This window comes from Senegalimassilia anaerobia JC110, assembly GCF_000236865.1.
Lineage (GTDB): Bacteria > Actinomycetota > Coriobacteriia > Coriobacteriales > Eggerthellaceae > Senegalimassilia > Senegalimassilia anaerobia.
In genome coordinates this window covers 184,733-205,463 of sequence record NZ_HE611014.1, presented here as the reverse complement: position 1 = coordinate 205,463, position 20,731 = coordinate 184,733, and the positions used below count along the sequence as shown (strand labels likewise).

The 20,731-nt window shown below is 57.7% G+C and carries 14 protein-coding genes, 2 tRNA genes and 1 riboswitch; of the genes, 4 read left to right on the top strand and 12 right to left on the bottom strand.

Annotation, left to right across the window (positions count from 1 at the left end; genetic code table 11):
- Positions 1-468: 468 nt before the first annotated feature.
- Positions 469-616, top strand: a riboswitch (glycine riboswitch).
- Positions 617-786: 170 nt separating this feature from the next.
- Positions 787-2,361 (top strand): alanine/glycine:cation symporter family protein, encoded by a 1,575-nt coding sequence (locus tag SFHG_RS00920; RefSeq protein WP_042432339.1) that lies wholly within the window; start codon positions 787-789, stop codon positions 2,359-2,361.
- Positions 2,362-2,664: 303 nt separating this feature from the next.
- Here SFHG_RS00920 and SFHG_RS00915 read toward each other — a convergent pair whose 3' ends face one another.
- The 3 genes from SFHG_RS00915 to SFHG_RS00905 form a co-directional block, all read right to left on the bottom strand.
- On the bottom strand, positions 2,665-3,189 hold the full coding sequence (locus tag SFHG_RS00915) for a shikimate kinase (RefSeq protein ID WP_042432337.1): 525 nt from the start codon (positions 3,187-3,189) through the stop codon (positions 2,665-2,667).
- 82 nt (positions 3,190-3,271) lie between these two features.
- Positions 3,272-4,183: a DMT family transporter gene (locus tag SFHG_RS00910; protein WP_042432335.1), complete on the bottom strand. Its 912-nt coding sequence runs from the start codon at positions 4,181-4,183 to the stop codon at positions 3,272-3,274.
- A gap of 281 nt (positions 4,184-4,464) precedes the next feature.
- Positions 4,465-6,315, bottom strand: a complete 1,851-nt coding sequence (locus SFHG_RS00905) for a DUF2207 domain-containing protein (RefSeq protein ID WP_162096550.1) — start codon at positions 6,313-6,315, stop codon at positions 4,465-4,467.
- A gap of 218 nt (positions 6,316-6,533) precedes the next feature.
- Here SFHG_RS00905 and SFHG_RS00900 point away from each other — a divergent pair.
- Positions 6,534-6,624: transfer RNA gene (locus SFHG_RS00900), tRNA-Ser, on the top strand.
- A 302-nt stretch (positions 6,625-6,926) separates the two neighbouring features.
- On the opposite strand, the gene SFHG_RS00895 is transcribed toward SFHG_RS00900, so the two are convergent.
- The 4 genes from SFHG_RS00895 to SFHG_RS00880 form a co-directional block, all read right to left on the bottom strand.
- Complete coding sequence (locus SFHG_RS00895; protein WP_042432329.1) at positions 6,927-7,286, bottom strand: hypothetical protein; 360 nt, start codon at positions 7,284-7,286, stop codon at positions 6,927-6,929.
- A gap of 1 nt (position 7,287) precedes the next feature.
- Positions 7,288-7,839: a LemA family protein gene (locus SFHG_RS00890; protein WP_042432326.1), complete on the bottom strand. Its 552-nt coding sequence runs from the start codon at positions 7,837-7,839 to the stop codon at positions 7,288-7,290.
- A 173-nt stretch (positions 7,840-8,012) separates the two neighbouring features.
- Positions 8,013-9,032, bottom strand: coding sequence for a 4-(cytidine 5'-diphospho)-2-C-methyl-D-erythritol kinase (ispE, locus tag SFHG_RS00885; RefSeq protein ID WP_052297743.1), 1,020 nt, complete (start codon positions 9,030-9,032; stop codon positions 8,013-8,015).
- Positions 9,032-9,535 (bottom strand): nucleoside deaminase, encoded by a 504-nt coding sequence (locus tag SFHG_RS00880; RefSeq protein ID WP_081468906.1) that lies wholly within the window; start codon positions 9,533-9,535, stop codon positions 9,032-9,034. Before SFHG_RS00880 ends, ispE begins: the two co-directional genes overlap by 1 nt.
- A 34-nt stretch (positions 9,536-9,569) precedes the next feature.
- Here SFHG_RS00880 and SFHG_RS00875 point away from each other — a divergent pair.
- Positions 9,570-9,657: transfer RNA gene (locus tag SFHG_RS00875), tRNA-Ser, on the top strand.
- Between the two features lie 177 nt (positions 9,658-9,834).
- Here the strand turns inward: SFHG_RS00875 and SFHG_RS00870 are convergent.
- The 5 genes from SFHG_RS00870 to SFHG_RS00850 all read right to left on the bottom strand — a co-directional run bounded on the left by SFHG_RS00870 (position 9,835) and on the right by SFHG_RS00850 (position 19,740).
- The gene (locus tag SFHG_RS00870) at positions 9,835-11,181 is read right to left on the bottom strand and encodes a citrate/2-methylcitrate synthase (RefSeq protein WP_042432323.1); all 1,347 of its coding nucleotides are present in this window, start codon (positions 11,179-11,181) and stop codon (positions 9,835-9,837) included.
- A gap of 96 nt (positions 11,182-11,277) precedes the next feature.
- On the bottom strand, positions 11,278-11,427 hold the full coding sequence (locus tag SFHG_RS10915) for a DUF5679 domain-containing protein (RefSeq protein WP_042432320.1): 150 nt from the start codon (positions 11,425-11,427) through the stop codon (positions 11,278-11,280).
- 132 nt (positions 11,428-11,559) lie between these two features.
- Positions 11,560-15,243: a hypothetical protein gene (locus tag SFHG_RS00860; RefSeq protein WP_052297741.1), complete on the bottom strand. Its 3,684-nt coding sequence runs from the start codon at positions 15,241-15,243 to the stop codon at positions 11,560-11,562.
- 55 nt (positions 15,244-15,298) lie between these two features.
- Entirely contained in the window at positions 15,299-16,639 is a 1,341-nt protein-coding gene (locus SFHG_RS00855) for a hypothetical protein (RefSeq protein WP_148514776.1), read from the bottom strand.
- A 14-nt stretch (positions 16,640-16,653) separates the two neighbouring features.
- Positions 16,654-19,740: a helicase C-terminal domain-containing protein gene (locus tag SFHG_RS00850; protein ID WP_202898023.1), complete on the bottom strand. Its 3,087-nt coding sequence runs from the start codon at positions 19,738-19,740 to the stop codon at positions 16,654-16,656.
- Positions 19,741-19,874: 134 nt separating this feature from the next.
- Here SFHG_RS00850 and SFHG_RS00845 point away from each other — a divergent pair, with 134 nt between their 5' ends.
- Positions 19,875-20,519 (top strand): hypothetical protein, encoded by a 645-nt coding sequence (locus SFHG_RS00845; protein ID WP_042432314.1) that lies wholly within the window; start codon positions 19,875-19,877, stop codon positions 20,517-20,519.
- The last annotated feature ends 212 nt before the right edge of the window (positions 20,520-20,731 follow it).

Below are 20,731 nucleotides of genomic sequence, written 5' to 3'. Positions count from 1 at the left end.
CCCAGTCCTGCTCACAAGGGGACGAAGCTCTCTTCAGGCAACCCTTTGCATTGAATAGCCCGGGCTTGAACCCGCTTGTTGTGAGAGCAGATGCAGCAATCATTCGCCCGTTCCAGGTCGAAACCATGTTAACAAGGCGCACTCCCTAAAACGAAGGTGCAACCCTTATCAGAAAGAAACATCCACCTCGACAAACAAGCCGGCATCTTCGCAAGAAGCCATGCGCAACAGTATTAGTACATCATTGCGTTCAATCATTCTTGCACAAGAATCTCCTCGGGGTTCATTCTGCATCCCGGCCTTAATAACCGTTCTGTCTCATTCCGGCCTTTTTTATCCACTTGCCCAAAAAGTTACACGTTCGAAATATTAGGGTGTTTACAAGCCGTTACCCCACTGTTAAAGTTCATGCCACAATTTCATAGCGTCACCCCGTTGATATGTTCTGGATCGCAAGAAACAGGGCAAGCAGGGGCCTCTGGAGAATCCCAACCATGGGTGCCGAAGGGGCAAGGCGAAACGCAGGCCGCAAGACCTAACCGTAAACAGCTTCGATCAAGCTGCGACGGCGAACCGTTTCGCTGAAACTCTCAGGCAAAAGGACAGAGAAAAGTCAGTGACTTGTCGCAAACGTGAACGAAACTCAAACTCGGCGTTCACCAACACTTTTCCCTTTCCATAATCCCATACCCCAGAACCCCGCCGCTTTCGCTGAGCTCTCTTTCCGTGCATCCTCAGGGTCTCGCAGAGGTTGTATCGGTTCAGAGTTTTAGATAGGAGTGAGTTGTGGAAGGGTTTTTCGACGCCGTCAACACCGTGATCACCACCATTGACGACTTTGTATGGGGCGTACCGCTGATGGTGCTCATCCTGTTCGGAGGCATCCTGCTGACGGTACGTCTGGGCGGTCTGCAGTTCCGCCAACTGCCGCGAGCATTACGCTACATGGTCAAGAATGAAAAGGGCGGCTCCGGCGAAGTGACCAGCTTCGGCGCACTGTGCACCGCGCTTTCAGCAACCATCGGTACTGGCAACATCGTGGGCGTTGCAACCGCTGTCGTGGTCGGCGGCCCTGGTGCCATGTTCTGGATGTGGCTGGCAGCGCTGTTCGGCATGGCAACGAAGTACTCCGAGGGTCTGCTTGCCGTCAAGTTCCGCAGCATCGACGAGAACACCGGCCACGTGCTGGGCGGCCCGTTCTACTACATCGAGCGCGGCATGGGCAAGCGTCTGCCCAAGATCAGCTGGCGCTGGCTCGCTAAGATCTTCGCCTTCTTCGGCATGTGCGTAGGCCTGTTCGGCATCGGTACTTTCACCCAGGTGAACTCCATTAACACCGCCATCACGAACTTCTTCGATCCTGAAAAGGCCTTCACGATCAGCGTCCTCGGCATGGATTACTCCATCGCCACCGTCATCGGCGGTATCGTGGTTGCCGTGCTGGTCGGCCTGGTAGTCATCGGCGGCATCAAGCGCATCGCCAGCGTCTCCGAGCGTGTCATCCCCGTCATGGTCGTGCTCTACGTGGGCTTCTCCCTGGTCCTGCTGCTGACCAACCTTGACAAGATCCCCGGTGCGTTCGTGGTCATCTTCCGTTCCGCTTTCGGTCTTGACGCTGCTGCCGGCGGCATGCTCGGCGCCATCTTCATCGCCATGCAGAAGGGCATCGCACGCGGTATCTTCTCCAACGAGGCCGGCCTCGGTTCCGCACCTATCGCCGCCGCAGCCGCTCAGACGAAGGAGCCCGTGCGTCAGGGTCTCGTTTCCATGACCGGCACGTTCCTTGACACCATCGTGGTCTGCACCATGACCGGCCTTGCTTTGGTCATGACTGGCGCTTACCAGATCCCCGGCCTTGAGGGCGCTTCCGTCACTACCGCTGCTTTCCAGGCTGGCCTGCCGTTCGTTTCTCCCACCGTCGTGTCGTTCGTGCTCATGGCGTGCCTGGCTCTGTTCGGCTTCACCACCATCCTTGGCTGGGACTACTACGGCGAGCGTTGCCTCGAGTACTTCAGCAACGGCAGCATGAAGGCTGTGAAGGTTTACCGCTGGCTCTACATTGCCGCTGTGTTCATCGGCCCCTACATGACCGTTTCCGCCGTTTGGACCATCGCCGATATCTTCAACGCGTGCATGGCCGTGCCGAACATGATCGCCTTGATCGTTCTCTCCGGTGTGGTCGTCCGTGAGACGAAGGACTTCTTCAAGCGTCTGAACGACGCAGGCGGCAAGGAAGAGGACATGGTTCCGCATAAGAATCATGACGACGTGCCGCCAATCGACTCCCTTACCGATCGCCTGGGCGCCAAAACCGCCCAGGAGGACCGCGCAGCAGCTGCACAAGGTTTCGCCACCGCATAGCAACTGCCTGCCCCTCATGCTGGCCCCGATGTTTCACGTGAAACATCGGGGCCTTATTTGTTTCTGCCAGGATTTCACATGGACTTGCGGCATGACCTTTGAGCAACGCTTTCCTCCTCCCAGCTGAAAAGCATCGTTGTCCGTTGCTAGCAGAGCGCCACAAAGCGCTTCACCATCGAACCGTATGTCGTGGTTTTTCCGAACCCTGCAGCACAGCAATGTTTAACTGCTTAACTTACTCACCTGCATAAAAAAGGCCACCTTTCGGTGGCCTTTCAACATCCTAATGTTTCACGTGAAACATTACTTCACACCTTCATGGGCAAGCGCATCTGCAACCTTACGAGCCGCAGCGGTGATGGACAGGTCGTTCACGTCCACCGTGATGCCGGCATACTGCTCGTACAACGGCAGACGCTCGTCGTACAGCTCCTTGAGGCTCATACCGATGCCACCCTTCAAAACAACGCCGCGCTCCTGCAGGTCGCTTAGACGATGCACCAGCTGGTCATAAGAGATCTTGAGATACACAACCGTGCCGATCTCCGCCAAGTGCTTCATAGCCTCATCGGAGTACACGGCGGAACCACCCGTGGCGATAACGCTGTTCTCCGCATCGATCTTGCTGAGAATCTCGTTCTCGACCTCGATGAAACCCTCAGGGCCGCATGCATCGATGATCTTCTGCAGCGTCTTGTCGCACTGGTTCTGGATGACGATGTCGGCGTCGATGAAGTCCTTCGTCATGATTTTCGCCAAAACGATGCCCAGCGTGGATTTACCCGAGCCGGGCATGCCGATAAGAACAACGTTGTTCTTCTCCGCCATGGTAAGCCCTCCTTGATCGGTCATGTACGTCCGAATTGTATCATGCCTGCTCATGCGTCAAGACAACGGTAACAAGCTGTTCTTATATAGCCTCCTCAACGGCGCCATCAGGCTGTTTGCGCTTCAACGGAAACGTCTCGCTGATGATGATGGCCACGAAGATCAAAAAGAAACCTATCAACAAGCGCAAGCTCAGCTGCTCGCCGTACAGCAGCACGCTGAACAGCACGCCGAACACCGATTCCAGGCTCAGGAACAACGATGCTTGCGCGGGAGGAATATGCGCCAACGCCACGTTCTGGATGCCGAACGCCACGATGGAAGCGAAAATGGCCAGAAACAGCAGCTGGCCGATGATGTCGGGCGTAAATACCGCAAACCCCGGAAACGTCTCAAAAGCCGCCCCCGACAGCAAGCCCATGCAACCTTCAGCGACAAACTGCACAGCCGTCAGGGCCAGCACGTCATAGAAGCGGGAAAGCTTCGAAACCAGCACCATGTGCACGGCGAACAAGACCGCGCACAGCAGCGTCATAACCTCGCCAAAGCCCATAGTCATGCCGCCCGACTGGACCGACACGAGCCAAATACCCACCAAGGCAAGCACGGCGGCGCCGATATTGAACACCGTTGGACGTCTGTGGGCGACGATCCACCACAAGAAGGGGACAATCACGCAATACGTCGCCGTCAGAAACGCGTTGATGCCTGGAGTGGTGTGTTCCAAGCCAACGGTTTGCGTCCAGAACGCCAGGAAATCGGCAAGGCCGAGCACCGTGCCGGCAAGCACCATCTTGCCGCTGAACGCCTCGCGAACACGCTTCCAAAGAATGGCAGTCAACACGATGCCCGCAAACAGGAAGCGGAACCCCAACAGCCACGCTGGCGGAAGGACCGCCACAACCCCCTTCATGGACACGAAGCTATAGCCCCAGATGATGGTTGCCACCATGATGGCAATCTTATATGCCCAAGCGGGCAATTCCTTCTTCATACAGCCTTCCCTTTGCCTTCTATCGCAGCTCGCTACCAGGGGCATAAAGAAACGCCAACCTACAGCCGCACAAAGCGGCGCAGATCGGCGTTTCACTTTCATCAAGATTCGCCGCTAGACGATGCGCCCGCTATCTTAGCAGACGGGCGGCGTCAAGCAAGCTGAAAGCGTGCCGCGAGAATCGAGCGACAAGCCAGCGGGGTGTGCGCAGATCGCGAACCTGCCTATTGCAGGCTTGGCCTTCGCCGAGATCACCACATCCGCAGCTTCCTTCTTAGCGACTAGCGAGCTCCGCCGCCACCGCCACCGAAGCCGCCGCCACCGCCGCTGGAGAATCCGCCGCCACTTCCGCTGCCGCTCGATTCAGCTTGAATCGCCTCGTTAGCGGTCTTCACAGCTTGGTTGAACGACGAGGAAAGGAAGCTTCCCACATCAGGCATCCCAGCGTTCGCGCCGCTCTCGTAGGAGGTGTACCAACCCCACCAGGGCACGTAGGTATCTCCGTACGTCTGGTCGACCGCGAACAGCTGGGGCTGCGTCTTGCGAAGCTGCTCGATTGCCTGCTTCGCAACGCCGAACAAGTACGCGTACACCATGAACTCGCCCCACACCTTCACGTCGGTGGGCGGGCGCTCCTCAAGCGAGCTGAAGTCACGCAGCCAATTGCGCAACGCCTTGCAGTGCGCAACCAGGTTGTTGCCGTCGATGCTGCGTCGCGTCATATTGTTGCCGATGAACGCCAAGGCCGCAGCAGTCGGGACGGCGCACATCATCGGCATCATGTTGTCGGACATGAACCAAATCACCATGGCGATAACGAACAACGCAACAGCGATTGTCCACGTCCAACCGCGCAGGTTATTGCCCTTCTCCTCGAAGAAGCCGTGCTTATCCGTCTCCGCGGTCAGCACGCCTTGCCAATTCTTCACCGCGTTTACCAGCTGCTCCGAATGGTCCTCGCCATACTTCTTGATGCTGCCGAACCATAGCGAGTTCTGACCTGACGCCACCTTGTCGAACAGCAGCTTGAACGTTGCCTTGTCGATCGGATCGCTCACGGCATCGGCTTCCACCAGCTTCGTGATATAGAAGTCGTTCACGGTCTTCGTGCCGCCATGCTTCTTCGGCACCATGTACGAACCGGAATCGATGCGCACGGCGCCCGTCTGCGCCAGATGCATGATCGTTGCCGTAAGGTCGTCGGTGCTTTCCCTATTCCAACGCCACAGGCGACCGATAACGGCCGGGTGCACGCCCTGACGCGGCACGTCGCGCCAATACTGCTCCGTGAAGTCAGGCTTGTGCTCTTTGCCGTGGCGGAAGAACATGACGACAGCCCAAACCAACGCCGCAACGCATACGGCCACGCATGCTGCGGAGAACGCCAGCGACATCATGCGCTTGCTATTCGCGGTATCCGCCCAAGCCTTCTCCTCTTTCAGGACCGTGTCCAGGCGCTGCTCGCCGGCATGCAGGCGCTGCGTGCTCAGCGAAACGTTCGTCAGCCACTTGGAGGGGATGCACACGCGCATCTCGGCATATTCGTCAGATTCCACGCGGGGAACCGTGCACGTGACAGACCCATCGGCGTTAACGGAAACGCTGCCGCTGAGCGGGCCATGGCCCCACGCATGCACGTTCTCGCCAGGATCGACCGTAACTCCCTGGGGAAGGGGAAGCTGAAGCGTGGCCGTCACGTTCTCGGAAGGAACCGCCCAGGCGGAGCCTAGATACTGCCAGTACACCTCAGAGACGTCATCGTAGACCTGCGCCATGTTGGTGATGGTGTAATCAAGCTCCACGACCACACGTTTGGGCTGGGACCCGAAGAATACGTACACGGTGTTCTTCGGGCTATCGACGGAATACGAATCCTTTCCCGGTCCGCCTTCCTCGCGCCATTTCAGCTCGAACGGAACCTCGGGCATCGCCGACATAGACCCCTCGGCATCGTTGGACTCGTCAACGCCCATCATGCGAACGCCGTTCACGGTGAACTCCGCGTTCGTGGGCAGCAGATTCAGCGTCCACCATACGGCGGAGAACGACCCGTCGAAATCAAACGTACGCTGCTCAACCACGTGAAGCGTGCCGTCGGTTTCCAGCTGGGCTTGGATATCCACTTGCGGCATGGTGTACGACTTTGCGTAGGCTTTGCACGGCAAAACCGCCAGCGCACAAGCGCAAGCAACAACCACTAAAGCGACCGCAACCAACCATGCGGCACGGCAACGCGCGCCATCCCGCTGGCTGCCTGGGAAATGAGGTGTCCTTGTGTATTGCATCGAGAATGCTCCTTGCAAGTTTTCGACAGTCAAGGTATTATATCTACCCGCACCTATTATAGCGTGGAGAAGTGACCGAGAGGCCGAAGGTGCTCGCCTGCTAAGTGAGTATGCCCCACAAGGGCATCTAGGGTTCGAATCCCTACTTCTCCGCCACTGGATACTTACGCGAACCCCCATCAGGGCATCCTGATGGGGGTCGTTTTTTGCATCCCAACATTTCCTGTATCGATGCCAACTCCTATAACCAGTTCGTTGCCACGACTCTCTAAGCTTCGCAGGCGGTCTTGAGCAATGTAGGGAATTCAGACAAGAACGCCTATAGAGGGCACTTTACCGTAAGCAACCACCTCAACGGCATGCTCTTTGAAAGATGCTCTCCCGCTCTTTCTAAAATCGTTTTCCCAGCGCCTTCCCGCGCCATAAAAAAGGCGCCCGATTTCGGGCGCCTTCGCGATCTATCTTCTTCCCCAGGGCCAGCGGCGCAAACGCTTCGCTTTCATCGGCTTCATCCGATACGAGGGGTTGTGCTTCAGAAACACGGCGCGGCATATCCGCGTGATCCCCAGCGCCACCAACGCCGTAACCATGAACGAAAGCGTTAAATCCAGCACATCGCCGTTACTCTCCGATAGCGCATACAAGCTTGCCAAGCCGAAGAACGCGGTCAGCGCCACGTTCAGCACGGTGAAGGCCTTGATAAGAATCTCCTTCGCCCGTGCCGGCGAGTAGCGCCATGCCGCCACCACGTACACCACGCCGGCCACGAAAGCCAGCAATAGCAGCAACGGTATGATGCGCGTCAGCCTCGCAACCATGCTAGAACGTCACCCTTGGAGCGACGGAGGCACCCTCTTCAGCGGTAAAGCTCGGGCGCTCCTTGAATCCCATCACACCCGCAAAGAGCACGGCGGGAAACGTCTGGATGGCGGTGTTGTACTTCATCACCGTATCGTTGAAGCTCTGACGCATGTAACTGATCTTGTCTTCGGTATTCGACAGCTCAGCCTGCAATTGCTGGAAGTTGGCGTTCGCCTTCAAATCGGGATAGGCTTCGGCCACCGCGAACAAGTTTTTGAGGGTCTCGGTAAGGTGGTTGTTTGCTCCCATGCGGCCTTCGGGAGTGGTTGCGCTCGCCACAGCCGCGCGAGCCTGCGTCACGGCGTCCAATGTAGCGCTCTCGTGCTGAGCATAACCCTTCACGGTTTCCACCACGTTCGGGATAAGGTCCAAACGCCTCTGAAGCTGCACATCGATCTGCGCCCAAGCGTTGTCCACCATGTTGCGAAGCTTCACCAGCTTGTTATAGAGCGCAATGATGAGCACGATGAGCACTACCGCTATCGCGACAAGGATGATTACCGCCGTCATGGCCTCCTCCTTCTACCGGTTGCCTGAATTACGCGACCTTGAAGATCGCGCTTTTTCACAAATCGCAGTCCGAGCCCCTTGCAAGGTCGAGGTCTCCCAAGACAAGGTGCCCCCCTTTGGATACAGCATAAACGACATCGACACGCTGAAATCCCCTACGCTGCACGGTTTGTCTAGCAATTCGTGGTAAGCGTCGCCTTAAAGGGACCGAACGTGGTGGTGCGGGCCCACCATCCCTTGGCCTGTGCGTCGGTTGCCACCTTTGCCGCCGATGCGAAGGAATCGCATACCGCGAACACCGCGGCGCCGCTGCCGGACATCATGGCATTGCATACGCCCGGCTGCTCCTGCAGCCATTCGCGCACAGTGCGGATTCCCGGATTCAGCTGCTCGCTGGCCTTCGCCATATTGTTCAGCAACGGCACGCTCATCGCATACTCTGCCGACTCCGCAGCTTTAGCGTCCTTTGCCGAGATAGGCTGGGGATCTTCGTCGAGCTTCTTGTACGACTCAGCGGTGGAAACGCCGCCTTCGGGCTTCACCAGCACCAGGAAATCATTCATCGGCTTGAGCGTGCGGACCAGATTCTCCCCGATGCCGTCGTAAAGAGCGCACCCGCCTTGCAAGAAGAAGACCACGTCGGCGCCCAGCTGGGCGGCAACCTCTTTGATTCGCGGATCGAGAACGCTTTCGCCCCACAGAACCGCCGAACCCAACAGCGCTGCTGCCGCATCCGACGAGCCGCCGCCCAGGCCCGCCTGGACGGGGATGCGCTTCTCAAGATGCACGCGCATCGTTTCCTCTTCGCCCAGCGTGCGGCCGAACGCCTCCGCCAACTTCAAGATGGCCTTCACCACGATGTTGTCCTGCGGGTCAACATCCAGGGGAGCCAGCCCCTCGAAGCTGCGCGTGGTCAGCTTCACCGCTTCACCGGTGCCCGGAATGATCTTCATGCGCAGCACGTCATGCAGCATCAGCGCATGCATCGTCGTGGACACTTCATGGTATCCATCATCGCGCACGCCCTTGACGTTCAGGTACAGATTCACCTTCGCCGGGGCAACCAGCTTGAGCGAGCCCATACCTGCGAACTCGCGCGCTTCCACGTCTTGGGCAACGCGGGCTATGTCGAGCATGTCCACGGACCCCTCCAATGTTTCACGTGAAACATTCTGCTTTTCGTCTTGCTGCATCACTGCTGCTCCGTTCGTTTCTTTCGACGTGCCTTGAAGAATTCTCGCAATATGGTTGCGCATTCCTCGGACAGCACGCCGGCCTTTACGTCGAATGTATGGTTGAGGCGCTTATCCTCGTGAATGGAATACAGCGTGCCTAAAGCACCCGCTTTCGGATCGGGCGCACCAAACACGCAGCGGTCGACCCGAGCCTGATGCATGAGCCCGGCGCACATGATGCACGGTTCCAACGTCACGTACACCGTGCAACCCGTAAGCCTCCACACGCCAAGTTCGGCGGCAGCCGCCTTCATGGCAACGAACTCCGCATGCCCTGCAGGATCTTGCTGCGTCTCGCGGATGTTGCATGCCCGCGCGATCACGCGAGGCTCTGCGAGGGGTCGGCGCGTTGCTTTGTCGATAGGGTGGTACACAACAACGGCGCCGATGGGGACCTCTCCCATAGCCGCCGCACGTTGCGCCTCCTCAAGCGCCATGCGCATGTATTCTTCGTCATTCATAAGCATCATTATATGGTATCCTAGCAAGCTACATGGAGGAATGGCCGAGTGGTTGAAGGCGGCAGTCTTGAAAACTGTTGAGCCGCAAGGTTCCGTGGGTTCGAATCCTACTTCCTCCGCCAGAATGTTATCGCCCGGGTCGCCGGGCGTTTTTCTTTTTCTGAACCAAACCAGCCCCAGCTACCCATTTTAGTTTTATGTAACCTTCAACCCTTTCGCCTACTTACTCGCCTCAAAACAGCGCAAAAGCGCCCGGATGCGATCCGGGCGCTTTAACAGGGTTTTGCGTTGTGTTGGGCTTAGCGCTCGTCCATAGGGATATACGCACGCTTCTTGCTGTAGATCGACTTGTACGCGGGACGGATGATGCGCTTGCCCGAGACGATTTCCTCGAAGCGATGCGCAGCCCAACCCGACATGCGAGCGCAGGCGAACAGCGGGGTGAACAGATCCTCCGGAATGCCCAGCATGGAGTACACGAAGCCAGAGTACATGTCCACGTTCGCGCACATATCCTTTCTCGTGCCCTTCTCATTGAGGATCACCTCAGGTGCCAGGCGCTCGATCTTCTCGAGCAAACGGAATTCGGCTTCGAATTCCGTGCCTATGGCCAGCTTCTCGGCAAAGCGTTTGCAGATGACAGCGCGAGGGTCGGACAGCGTGTACACCGCATGGCCCATGCCGTAAACCAGACCGCTCTTGTCGTAAGCCTGCTTGTTCACGATCTTGGCGAGATACGCGGCAACCTCGTCATCGTTCTCCCAATTGACGACGTTGTCCTTGATCTCCTTCTGCATGGCCAGAACCTGATGGTTCGCGCCACCGTGCTTGCGACCCTTCAGCGACCCGATCGCCGCCGCGTACGTGGAGTACGCGTCCGTATCGGCGGACGTCAGCACGTGCGTGGTGAACGACGAGTTGTTGCCGCCACCGTGCTCGGCATGCAGGCACAGCATGATGTCGAGCATGCGCGCTTCCTCAGGTGTGAACTGCCTGTCGGGGCGCAGCATGGACAGAATGGTCTCCGCCGTGGACTGACCCGGGATGAAACGATGCATGATCATGGACTCGTTGTTGTAACGCGCGCGGATCGCATAGTACGTCAATACCATAATGCGGGGCAGGCGAGAGATGAGGGAGATGGCGGTGCTGATCTCGTGCTGGACGGATCGATCCTCGGCGTTTTCGTCATAAGCGTACAAAAGCAGGATGGTTCGAGCCAGCACGTTCATGATGTCGGGAGGGGTGTTGCGCATGATCATGGACGCGGTGAAACCATCGGGCAGCTCGCGCTGAGCATCGATGGTGGCGATATAGTCGGAAAGCTGCTGCTCCGTGGGAAGCTCGCCCATCAGCAGCAAATAGGACACCTCTTCATAGTTGAATCGGCGATTCTTCGCATCAACGCCCAGAAGGTCGTATAGGTCGTACCCGCGCAGGCGCAGCTCGCCCTCGTCGGCGCGTTTCTCGCCATCGGACATGACGTAGCCATGCACGTTGGAGATGCCCGTCAAACCCGCCAGCACGCCGGTTCCATCGGCATTGCGCAGGCCGCGCTTCACATCGTAGCGTTTGTACTTTTCAGCATCGATAGAATTGATGCTCTTGAAATTCTCGTACAGGTCGATTTTCTGCGTGCCGCCCATTACGCTCCCTTCCTTTCGTGTCATTCATTCCCGCCGCTTCAAAACCAGCAATGCCCGCGCGAGGCGGGCATTGCTGGTTGTTGCTCATACGATATGCTATTTTGCAGCGCCGATGCGGCAGATGGTGGTGCCGCAGTCAGGGCACTTGCCCTTCGTGATAGGCTTGCCATTCTTCGTAACGCCCTCAACGGGATCCTTCATGATCTTCTTCGCCTTGCATTTCACGCAATATGCCTCGATAGCCATAGTAAACCTCTCTAGTTGCCGTATAAGAGTGCAGGCGCCGTGAATCGGTGAATGCACCTTCAGTTCATGCTCGTGCGGCCTGAAATTATAGGCCAGAGGCCGTGTTATCTCATGACGAGCATGTTGCAGGCGTTACATATTCTTCAACAACTCCATAAGGAAGTCCACGTTGGAGGCCAGTTTCTTCTCGTCGATGTTCTCGACGATGTCATCTTGCTGGCCGTACAGCGCGGGCTTGCCGCCTTCCATGCCCACCAGATGGGTAACCTGGCAGCCATGCTTCGCCGCATACGATGCAGCGCTTTCCTCGCCGAGCAGCGCACCGGATGCCACCTTGGTGCCGGTAGCCTGCGAGGCCTTGCGGATGTAGCGCTTCATACGCGACGATGCCTTCGAGGGCCTCAAGAAACCCTCGCGCTCGATCATGGTCAGATCGCCGGCGCCGATAGCGTCGATATCGACGATGAACGCACCTCGCAGCTCGGATTGATGAGCCTCGAGGAACGCCTTCATGCCGGAATTCTGAGCAAGCTCGGAACCCAGGGCCACGAACCACACCTCGGCATCGATGTCGGGGTTGCGGAACTGATACACCTCGTTGAGCTCCTCGTTGAGCTCAACAGGCGTGGGCACGGCCGCCGCGGCCGCTTCGTCGGCAAGCTCCTCGGAAGACAGGTTGCTGTTCTCCATGCGACGTGCGGAATAAGCGCCGCCATGCCACGGACGGAAGCGGTTGGACCCGGACTGCTCGTTGTCTGCCACGTCGTCGACATTGAATGAATCGTCGTACGCGACCTGGGAAACCTCTTGGCCTGCCGCCTCGACATCGATCGGCTGGGGCGTCCACGCCTGGGTTGCGCCGAGATCGTCGCTCTGCAAAGCGGGCAGAGCCTGCGTAGCCCCAGGATACGCTGCAGCATCCTGATCGGCTTCGACAGCGTAATCACCCTGATACTCGCCTTGCTCGTAGTGCTCTTCCTGGAAGCTCTCCCAGCCGCCGCGCGCCTTTCCAGCGGCGCGGGCCTCGAAGTTGTCGTCCACATCGAGCCACTCCTGCGGCGTATCCTCTTCGTCGTCCTTGCGATGGAGGAACTTGTCGAACAGGCGGCGGAAGCGCGACTTGGGCATCTCCATGTAACCCGGGCCCGCAAACGCGCCCGTTTCGGTGAAGTGATCGTCGTAAGCAGAATCATCCGCATCGTCGACGTACATGTCCTCGGGATCCATGGTGCTGGCAAGCTCGCTGCTCACCGGAGCGAACGAGCCGGTAGCACCAGCGGTGCCGAAGCTTGCGGCAGCGTTCACACCCGGCTGGGCCTGAGCCGCATCTGCTGCCTTGATCGAGCCGGACAGCGAAGGCAGGGATGCGAGCAGGGAAGGCTTGGGATCCTTCTTCTCACCGGGTTCCCCAGCCTCTTCACCCTCCTGCTCATGGGAGGCCTTGATATCGGAGGACCCAATGGAGGGAAGCAAGCTCAGCAGGCTGCGCGCCGCGGTCTTGCCGGCGGATTCGACGTCGGCAAGAGGAGCGCGCTGCTTCACTGCCGCCGCAACGGGGGCAGCAGGCGCAGTCGCGGAGATTTCCGGCAAGGTGACGGGAGCCGCGGGGACCACGGAAGCATCAGGGATGTCAAGCGGCTTGGCTTGCAGTTCCGGCACCATCTCATCTGCGGACTCAGACGCAGGTGCAGGCATAGGCACCACGGGAGCATTTGCTGCATCGACACGACCGGCGTCGTTGATGGAAGCCTGCGTCACGTCGACGCGATTGCCCGAGCGAGGAGCGTCGGATTGGCGGGACTGGGCCTCTTCCTGCACCTTGCGCGGATCCAGGAACGCCGGCATGGGAACGTCGCCCATCGGGGGGACATCCTCAAGATGGAGCTTCGTGACGTCGATCGGGGGCGTAGCCGCCGTGGCGAAGGGATCAGCAACCTCGGCAGGAGCGACAACTTGGGCCTGAACAGGCTCAGGTGCGGAAACCTGCGCGGGAGCAAACTGCGCGACGGGCTGCTGAGCGGCAGCCTGCTCGAATGCGGGCTCTGCCACAGAAGCAGAAGCCTCGGGGGCGGGAGCTGCAACCGCGGCATCGTCCTGAGGCGCTGCGGGCGCGGGCTTGTCAGCGGAAGCCGTCTCGACCTGCGCATCGAGCTGCACTGCCTGTTGGGGTGCGGGAGTCTGGATAGCCGGCTGCTCTTGCACAGGTGCCTGCTGCATCTGCGAAGCCTGTTCAACCGCCGACACCGCGTTCACGGAAGCGTTTACAGGAGCGGCGTTCACCGCCGACTGCTCGGTCTCAGGCTGCACCGTGGGCTGCACGGGCGCGATGGTCGCCCACTGCGGAGCGCGAACCTCTCGGATGGTGTCGCGATCGATGTCGAAGGAGCGCTCGAGCTCATGCTCCACGATGTTGTTCGCCTTCGCGAAATGACCGGCGCTTTCGGCGACCGCCGCATCAAGAGCGCTAGCGTAACGGGAACGTTGCGCCGGCTTCTCGGCGTTACGAGGCTTCTTGGCCTTCTCCTGAGCGCGGGCATACCAATCTGGCACGCTTGCCTGCGCTGCGCGCTGTTGCTCCGCGGCGGCCTGCATCTGCTGGGCGGCAGCCTGCTGGGCCGCTGCTTGCTGGGCCTCGAACTCCGCCTGCTGCATTGCTGCCTGCTGAGCCTCGAACTCTGCCTGAGCCTTTTCGGCTTCCTCTGCCTGCTGAGCCTCAAGAGCCTGCTGCTCCTGCTCTGCCGCAAGACGAGCCTGCTCGGCATCGCGGCGGGCGCTCTCGATGGCGCGCGCCTCCATGCGCTGCATTCGAGCTTCCTCTTCAGCTTCCTCGCGATCATGTCGCTCGATCTTCTGGAGATTGCGCTCAACCTCTTCAGCGGTCATGCCGTCGACGGGCTTACCCGACAACGCCGAGATCGCAGCCTTGGCGGCGATAAGGCTCTCCTCGTCTTCCATGGAGGAACGGGGATGGGAGGAATACACGAACTCGGCGCCTTCAGGGACAAGGCCGCTCTCATACGCAGCCTCCGGTCCATGCATCAGGGCGTCCTCGCGCTCGGCGATCTCGGCTTCGCTCACACGACCCGCGCCGACACGATGAGCCAGCTCAAGCAGAGCTGCAACGCCGGAAGCGTTGCAATTCGCACCTTCGTTGTAAGCAGCAGTCTGATGTAGCGCACCAAGAGCCAGCGGGATAGCAGTGAGCAGCATGGCGATAACGGTCAGCAGCGTGAAGATCGTGGTAAGCGTACCTTCGGAAGAACCCAGTGCAACGCCTTTGATGAGCAACAGCACGGGAAGGGCGACCATTGCACCAAAGGAGACCTTACCGACGAGCGGCATGATCTGCGCTGTGGGACCGGCAAGCTCGGCACGCACCTTGCCGGTGTCATAGCGAGCCACCAGGATCACCTTTCGGCGACGAGCGCCTTCGCCATCCTCAGGCGCTGCGGGGGCGTACTTCGCCACAACGTTTTGGCTCACGCCTTTTCCCAGAAGCTTCGAGATGATGGGCTTATCCAAATACTCCGCGGCGAACAAGCCGACGGCCGCAAGGCAACCGATAACCCCGATGATGCTCAGCACCGGCACAATCAACGACAGCAAGGCGAGCACCACAGCCGCACCGCAGCAGATCATGCTAGGCAAATGAGGGTCGCCGACCCCATTGAAATCCTCGATGTTAGCAGGCAAGCCTGCTTCCTTCTGGAATTGCTCGGTAATGTACAACGCAGCCTGCTGTTCCTCTTCGGTGCCAGCGGGACGGGCGCCGATCTCCTGCGACAGGTATGCGATATGCTCTTTAATATCCGGCATTTTTGTGCCTTTCGTTCCTCAATTACAGCAAGGCATATACGGATTGCAGTATACGCTATTTGCCTTGCGCGCCCAAATAATCACGTATAACTGCATCACTGGTACCGGCAGCCGCGCGCTGTCCGGCATAGCTTCTGATAACCTCGGCCCACGTTGCGAAATACGCATCTTTGACCAATTGCTTCGGGTCGCTTGGCAAGGCTGCAGCCATCGTCGCAGCTTCTTCTTCGGCAGCGTTATACGCATCGTTTCGCGCAATAGCCTCATCCTTGTTTTTCGCGGCGAGAGCCTCATCGGACTGCACGGCCAAATCCATCGCTTCCATCCGCTTTTCCACATACTTGATCAGCGGTGAAACATCAGCCGTTGGGTAATCCGCTTGAAGCGTCTTGAGCTGATCCAGGCTCTTGGAAAACGTTTCCTTCGCTTCCAAGGTGCACTCCCTAGATGCATCGACCTCGTTCCGTCCGGCAAGTTTTGTCGCCTCGCGAACCCTGGCATCCGCGTCCAGCACCACCTGCCACGCAGCGTCGCATTCCTTCGCCGCCTGCTCAGCATCTTCCGACGCCTCAACCAACTGCATGCCTTGCATTATCATGCCTTTGCGTGCCGTTATCGATATAACCGTTTGATTGGCGACTTCGCGAACGGAAGGACCGGATAGCTTTTCCGAAACGTTGCGCGCCTTCCCATCAGCATCGACTAGCAACTGCTTGGTTTGCTCGACGGAGGAAAGAACATCTTGCCTCTTTCCTTCGCTTTCTGCTGCAAAGGGGTCATCCACTATCGCATCAATTTGCAAGATGGTCTCATCAGCTTCGGAAACCAGTCTCAGCGCATCCATAAGCTCAGACTCGTAACCTTGCTGCTCGGTGACCTGACAGTGCCACGCCCAAACGCCAACGGATACGATTGCCAAAGAGGCAGCTGCCACCACGGATACCGCAGCAATCCTCCCTTTGCGGCGGCGCGCTTTTCTTCGCGCTATCTCCTCTTCGATGGACATGCGCTTAGCAGCAGCCGGCGCCTGAGACGAAGCTTCTTCGCTATAGTCTGATGCGTGGAGAGCCTTCTTGCGTTGGGTTGCCTGCTTAGCTTGCTTCTGTTTAAGCCAGACTCCGCTTCGCCGCCTGCCAGCACCGTTTTCGTTAGCGTGCGAACCAACTGACGCCTTATGACCGGATGTTTCACGTGAAACATGTTCGCCTGTTTCACGTGAAACACTCTGAGCATTCGCATCCCTACGGGCAGCGAGCAAATCCCTCAAGCTGAATCGCTGAGTTGTTTCCTTATATTTAGCAGCATCGAGAACGCTGAACGATATCTCGTTGGACGTTCCGTGCGTCCTCTCTTTGATATGAGCTGCTCGGGCGATTTTATCGTCTCGTCTTCTCATATATGCCGCCAGGTTCAGCCTCGGTTCGTTGCCGCCAATTCAGCAACGATTTGAGCGGCGGGCAGCACCTTGATGTTGCTGCTTGGCAAGGAATTCAGGAACACCTTCCCATAGCTCTTCGAAACCAACCTATGATCTGCGAGGATCAGCGCGCCAGTGTCATCGGCGCGACGAATCAATCGACCAGCCGCCTGCTTCACCTCGAGCACCGCCGCGGGCAGCACATAATGTCGCCAAGCTTGGTCATCGCGTTCCGCACGCTCGCAAGAGAGCGGATCGGTCGGTTTCATGAAGGGGAGCTTCGGGATGACGACGCCTTTCAGCGTTGCGCCCGGAGCGTCGAACCCTTCCCAGAAGCTTTTCAGCGCGAACAGCGACAAGTGCTCGTCAGCAAGGAAGTCATCGCGCAGGCCCTTCACCGACACGCCCCACTTCTGGCACACCAAGCGCAAATCATCGCTTTTCAGTTCAGGTTGAACATAGTCGAAGCAACGCTCCATCTCGCGACGGTTTGTGAACAGCGTGAGCATCGAACCTTGCTGCGCTTTATGCGCCTCAACAAGGAACTTTTGCAGGGTGGCCATATAGCTAGGCTCGTTCGGCTCGGGCATATCGGCCACAACGTACACCGTCATGTTCTTATCGAAGTCATAGCTGGAATCAAGCTGGCAGGTTTTGACCGGAGAGAACTCTCCTTGACCCAAGCCCATAGCGTTCGTGAAGCCATCAAAGCTCCCGTTGACAGACAGCGTTGCCGATGCGAACACCACCGAATGCGTAGATGCATAGAGCGTATCGTTCAGCTTTCCGCCGACGTTAACGGGCATACCTTGCAGCTTTTCGCCGACGCGGTCCTTCTTCCGGCACAGCGTTGCAGCGTACGCATAGCTTTCGTTGGGGTCCTCAAGGATCACCTGCACTGCATTGACCTGTTCCTTCAAGTCAATGGCCATCGCGGCTATCTCGCGTTGTATCGCGGCTGCGTTCTCGATGTCTTCAAGATATGCCACCAGATTCTGGCAAGCCGCGATCAGCTTCTCGGCAGATTCCCGCATCGCGACGCCCTTGTCCACGATATCGCCGAACGTGGCGGAACTCCGGATATCGCTGTTCACCCACAGCTCTACGATTTCGTAGCCGCGCCCATGTCGGTTCGTGTCGAAGAACAACAGGCCCTTCAAGCTGGCGCAGAAAGCCTCAGCGGTCTGACGATACGCTTCACCCGCACTCTTACCCTTTTGCGTGAGCGTATAGAACAGCGTTTCGCTTTCCTCTTTCGCGCCGTTCAGGACCACACGGCGCTCCGCGCGGGAGAACACGTTCCTACGAGCATCATCTGCCGCTACTCGGCGCGCCTCTCGAAGGATATTCTCAGCATCAAGCTCGATGGAAAAAGCACGGCGCGCCTCGCTTTCGGCACCATGGGCCTCATCGACCGCCCAGTAGCGAACCGGCGGCAGCAGGCCGCCATCAGCGGCCATGTCGCAGAACAGCAGGCTATGATTGGTAACCAGGATATCCGCAGCTTCGGCACGCTTGCGCGCCCCGTGGACGAAGCACAGGTTGCCGAAGAACGGACACTTGCGGCGCAGGCATTCCTGGCTGCTCGTCGTGATCACCTTTCGCGGCAGCAAGCGATAGTCAAGCTTCAATCCGTCGATATCGTCGTATTCCGTTTGCTCGATAAACGAAAGCAGCGCCGCCATCGCAGGGGCCTGCGACAGCTCTTTGCCCTGAATCTCCTTCATCGCAGCGCCGTCATCAACCACGCTGCGAATCTTGCGAAGGCAAGGATAGTGGGAGAATCCCTTCAACGGTGCACACGTCAAAGGCTTTGCATCGGGGTCGGATACACGTAATGCCTTCGCAAGCGCGGGAACCTCTTTGAATACCAACTGATCGAGCAAAGCATTCGTTTTAGTTGCCACGCCGACGGTGATGCCGTTCCTCTGCGCGGTAAGCGCCAAAGGAACCAGATACGCCATGGATTTTCCTACGCCGGTTCCGGCCTCAACAACAAGATTGTCCCCAGAAGCGAACGCATCACGCACCGAAGTGCTCATATCTCGCTGCTCGGCACGCGGCTCGTAATTCTTATACAAGTTGCCCACAAGACCCTCTTGGCTGAAGGCTTTGACAATCTCCTCGGCAGTGGGGTACTCCATGCTGCGCATGGGGTCGGAGGCGATCGCATCCGCATCAACCTTCGGCCTGTTCTCGATCTTGCGAAGACGATCGCGACGAATGGATTGCAGCGAGAACAAATCGAGCTGGCTCGTTGCCCATGAGAGCTGTCCCTCGTTTGTTTCACGTGAAACAATGTCGCGCGCAGCGTCTTCGACCAACGCAGCTTCATCGGACGTCATGTCAGCAGCATCACCGGAATGGTCGGCGAAGTACTGGAAAACAACCTGGGTTTCCCACTGCTCAGGCGTTGCAAGGGATGCGATTTTAGCCACAAGGGGCTTCGGCATGGCATCCACCGCAGCCAGCAGAATACGGAACACGGCACACGTAGCCGCAACGTCATCGTCTGCGCGATGCGTGGAAACCGGTGCCCCGAAGGTGCGAACCAGGTCGATAAGTCGATGAGATTTCAAGCGGGGAAGAGCAATGCGAGCAAGATCCAAGGAGTCAAGCCAGGTGTTCTCCAGCAAAGGATAGCCGCTTGGATGTCGCGTGGTGAAGGTGCGATCGAAGGCGGCATTATGGGCCACAAGCTTCGAATCACCAACGAACTCGGCGAGCTGCGCAAGCGCCTCTTCCGGAGAAGGAGCGTCGGCAACATCCTCATCGTGAATATTGGTCAGATGAGCAACATCTTCCGGAATAGGCTTTCCGGGGTTTACGAACGTCACAAACCAATCGACTATCTCGCCCTTATCCATGCGGGCGGCCGCAATCTGCGTCAACTCATCGTGATTGAACGAGAAGCCGGTTGTCTCGGTGTCTATAACGACGATATCGCGGTCAAGCTCACCGTAATCGCTTTCTTTCGAAGCATCAGCAAGCGATGCATAGCGATCGACGATCGCCTGAGGGGTTCCATCACTGATATACGCGAGCAAATCACCACGCACGGCATATTCCTTATCTCCCACATGGATGCTTCCATGTTTGCTTCTATCACTTTGTAACCTTCTTATTGTAAGTCAGCCGGCATCGATGGATGCCGGCTATTCCGGTTCTTCGTTTGTGTTACGCTTTTTTCACTTCATTTCAGATAGGAGACCCCATGCTGCCTGATTGCTATTTCGGCGCATATGCCCGCTTTAACACCACTTCAAAGAAAGATGCGGCGATTCTGCTTGGATCGAATTGCATCATCGGCGACGTTTTCAATATCGAGTTCAAGCCCTTGGAAGGCCAAACACGCGCATGGGTCGTGAACGATTATGGCGATACTCTAGGCTACCTCGACGAGCAAACGTCCCATAAACTCAACTTGCTTGCCGCCAAAAACTGGGAAATGCATGCTGTCTTGTCGTTCGTCGCCTTCACCGATCAGCCGGAACCGGGTTTCTATTGGGGCGAAGTCGCAATCTTCTGCTACGACAAGGTACATCAATCGGATTTCGATACTTTTATGCGAACGACCATGAAATCGCTTGCACAAGGCATACGCCCGCGTATCGACATCAAGAATCAAGGTGTGCAATCGATTCTTGATTCCCATGGAACCTGGCAGCCTTCGCAGCGAGCTGATATGCCCAAGGGCGACAGCCATACCGCCATCCTCAAGAAATCCCGGGGCTTTACCGACTTGATGGTTCAAAAGAGCAGGGAAGGGAACAAGGGCTGTTTTTTGATCAGCTGGGCATTCTTGCTAGCATTGGTCGCATTGGTGGTGTTCGGCTTAAAAAGCTGCAGGTTGTTTTAGATACACCCTTTCACTAAACTTCGTTGGCCAATGGCTTTCTTAAAGGATATTTCAAGGGTTCGCTCGACACTACGGAGTTCATCCTGTCATAGGACGACATAAAGTTTTTTGGAAGATTATTCGATCTTAAATCCCCGCATCGAGGTCAACTCTTAAATCAACGGATGGCATGATGGCCTGCTCTACGAATAAGAGCCCATCCTCCAAATCAA

Bases quoted from the DNA above. Each gene is read 5' to 3' on its own strand.
- SFHG_RS00915 (WP_042432337.1), bottom strand. From the start codon at position 3,189: ATGGCGGAGAAGAACAACGTTGTTCTTATCGGCATGCCCGGCTCGGGT.
- SFHG_RS00910 (WP_042432335.1), bottom strand. From the start codon at position 4,183: ATGAAGAAGGAATTGCCCGCTTGGGCATATAAGATTGCCATCATGGTG.
- SFHG_RS00905 (WP_162096550.1), bottom strand. From the start codon at position 6,315: ATGCCGCAAGTGGATATCCAAGCCCAGCTGGAAACCGACGGCACGCTT.
- SFHG_RS00895 (WP_042432329.1), bottom strand. From the start codon at position 7,286: ATGGTTGCGAGGCTGACGCGCATCATACCGTTGCTGCTATTGCTGGCT.
- SFHG_RS00890 (WP_042432326.1), bottom strand. From the start codon at position 7,839: ATGACGGCGGTAATCATCCTTGTCGCGATAGCGGTAGTGCTCATCGTG.
- ispE (WP_052297743.1), bottom strand. From the start codon at position 9,032: ATGCAGCAAGACGAAAAGCAGAATGTTTCACGTGAAACATTGGAGGGG.
- SFHG_RS00880 (WP_081468906.1), bottom strand. From the start codon at position 9,535: ATGAATGACGAAGAATACATGCGCATGGCGCTTGAGGAGGCGCAACGT.
- SFHG_RS00870 (WP_042432323.1), bottom strand. From the start codon at position 11,181: ATGGGCGGCACGCAGAAAATCGACCTGTACGAGAATTTCAAGAGCATC.
- SFHG_RS10915 (WP_042432320.1), bottom strand. From the start codon at position 11,427: ATGGCTATCGAGGCATATTGCGTGAAATGCAAGGCGAAGAAGATCATG.
- SFHG_RS00860 (WP_052297741.1), bottom strand. From the start codon at position 15,243: ATGCCGGATATTAAAGAGCATATCGCATACCTGTCGCAGGAGATCGGC.
- SFHG_RS00855 (WP_148514776.1), bottom strand. From the start codon at position 16,639: ATGAGAAGACGAGACGATAAAATCGCCCGAGCAGCTCATATCAAAGAG.
- SFHG_RS00845 (WP_042432314.1), top strand. From the start codon at position 19,875: ATGCTGCCTGATTGCTATTTCGGCGCATATGCCCGCTTTAACACCACT.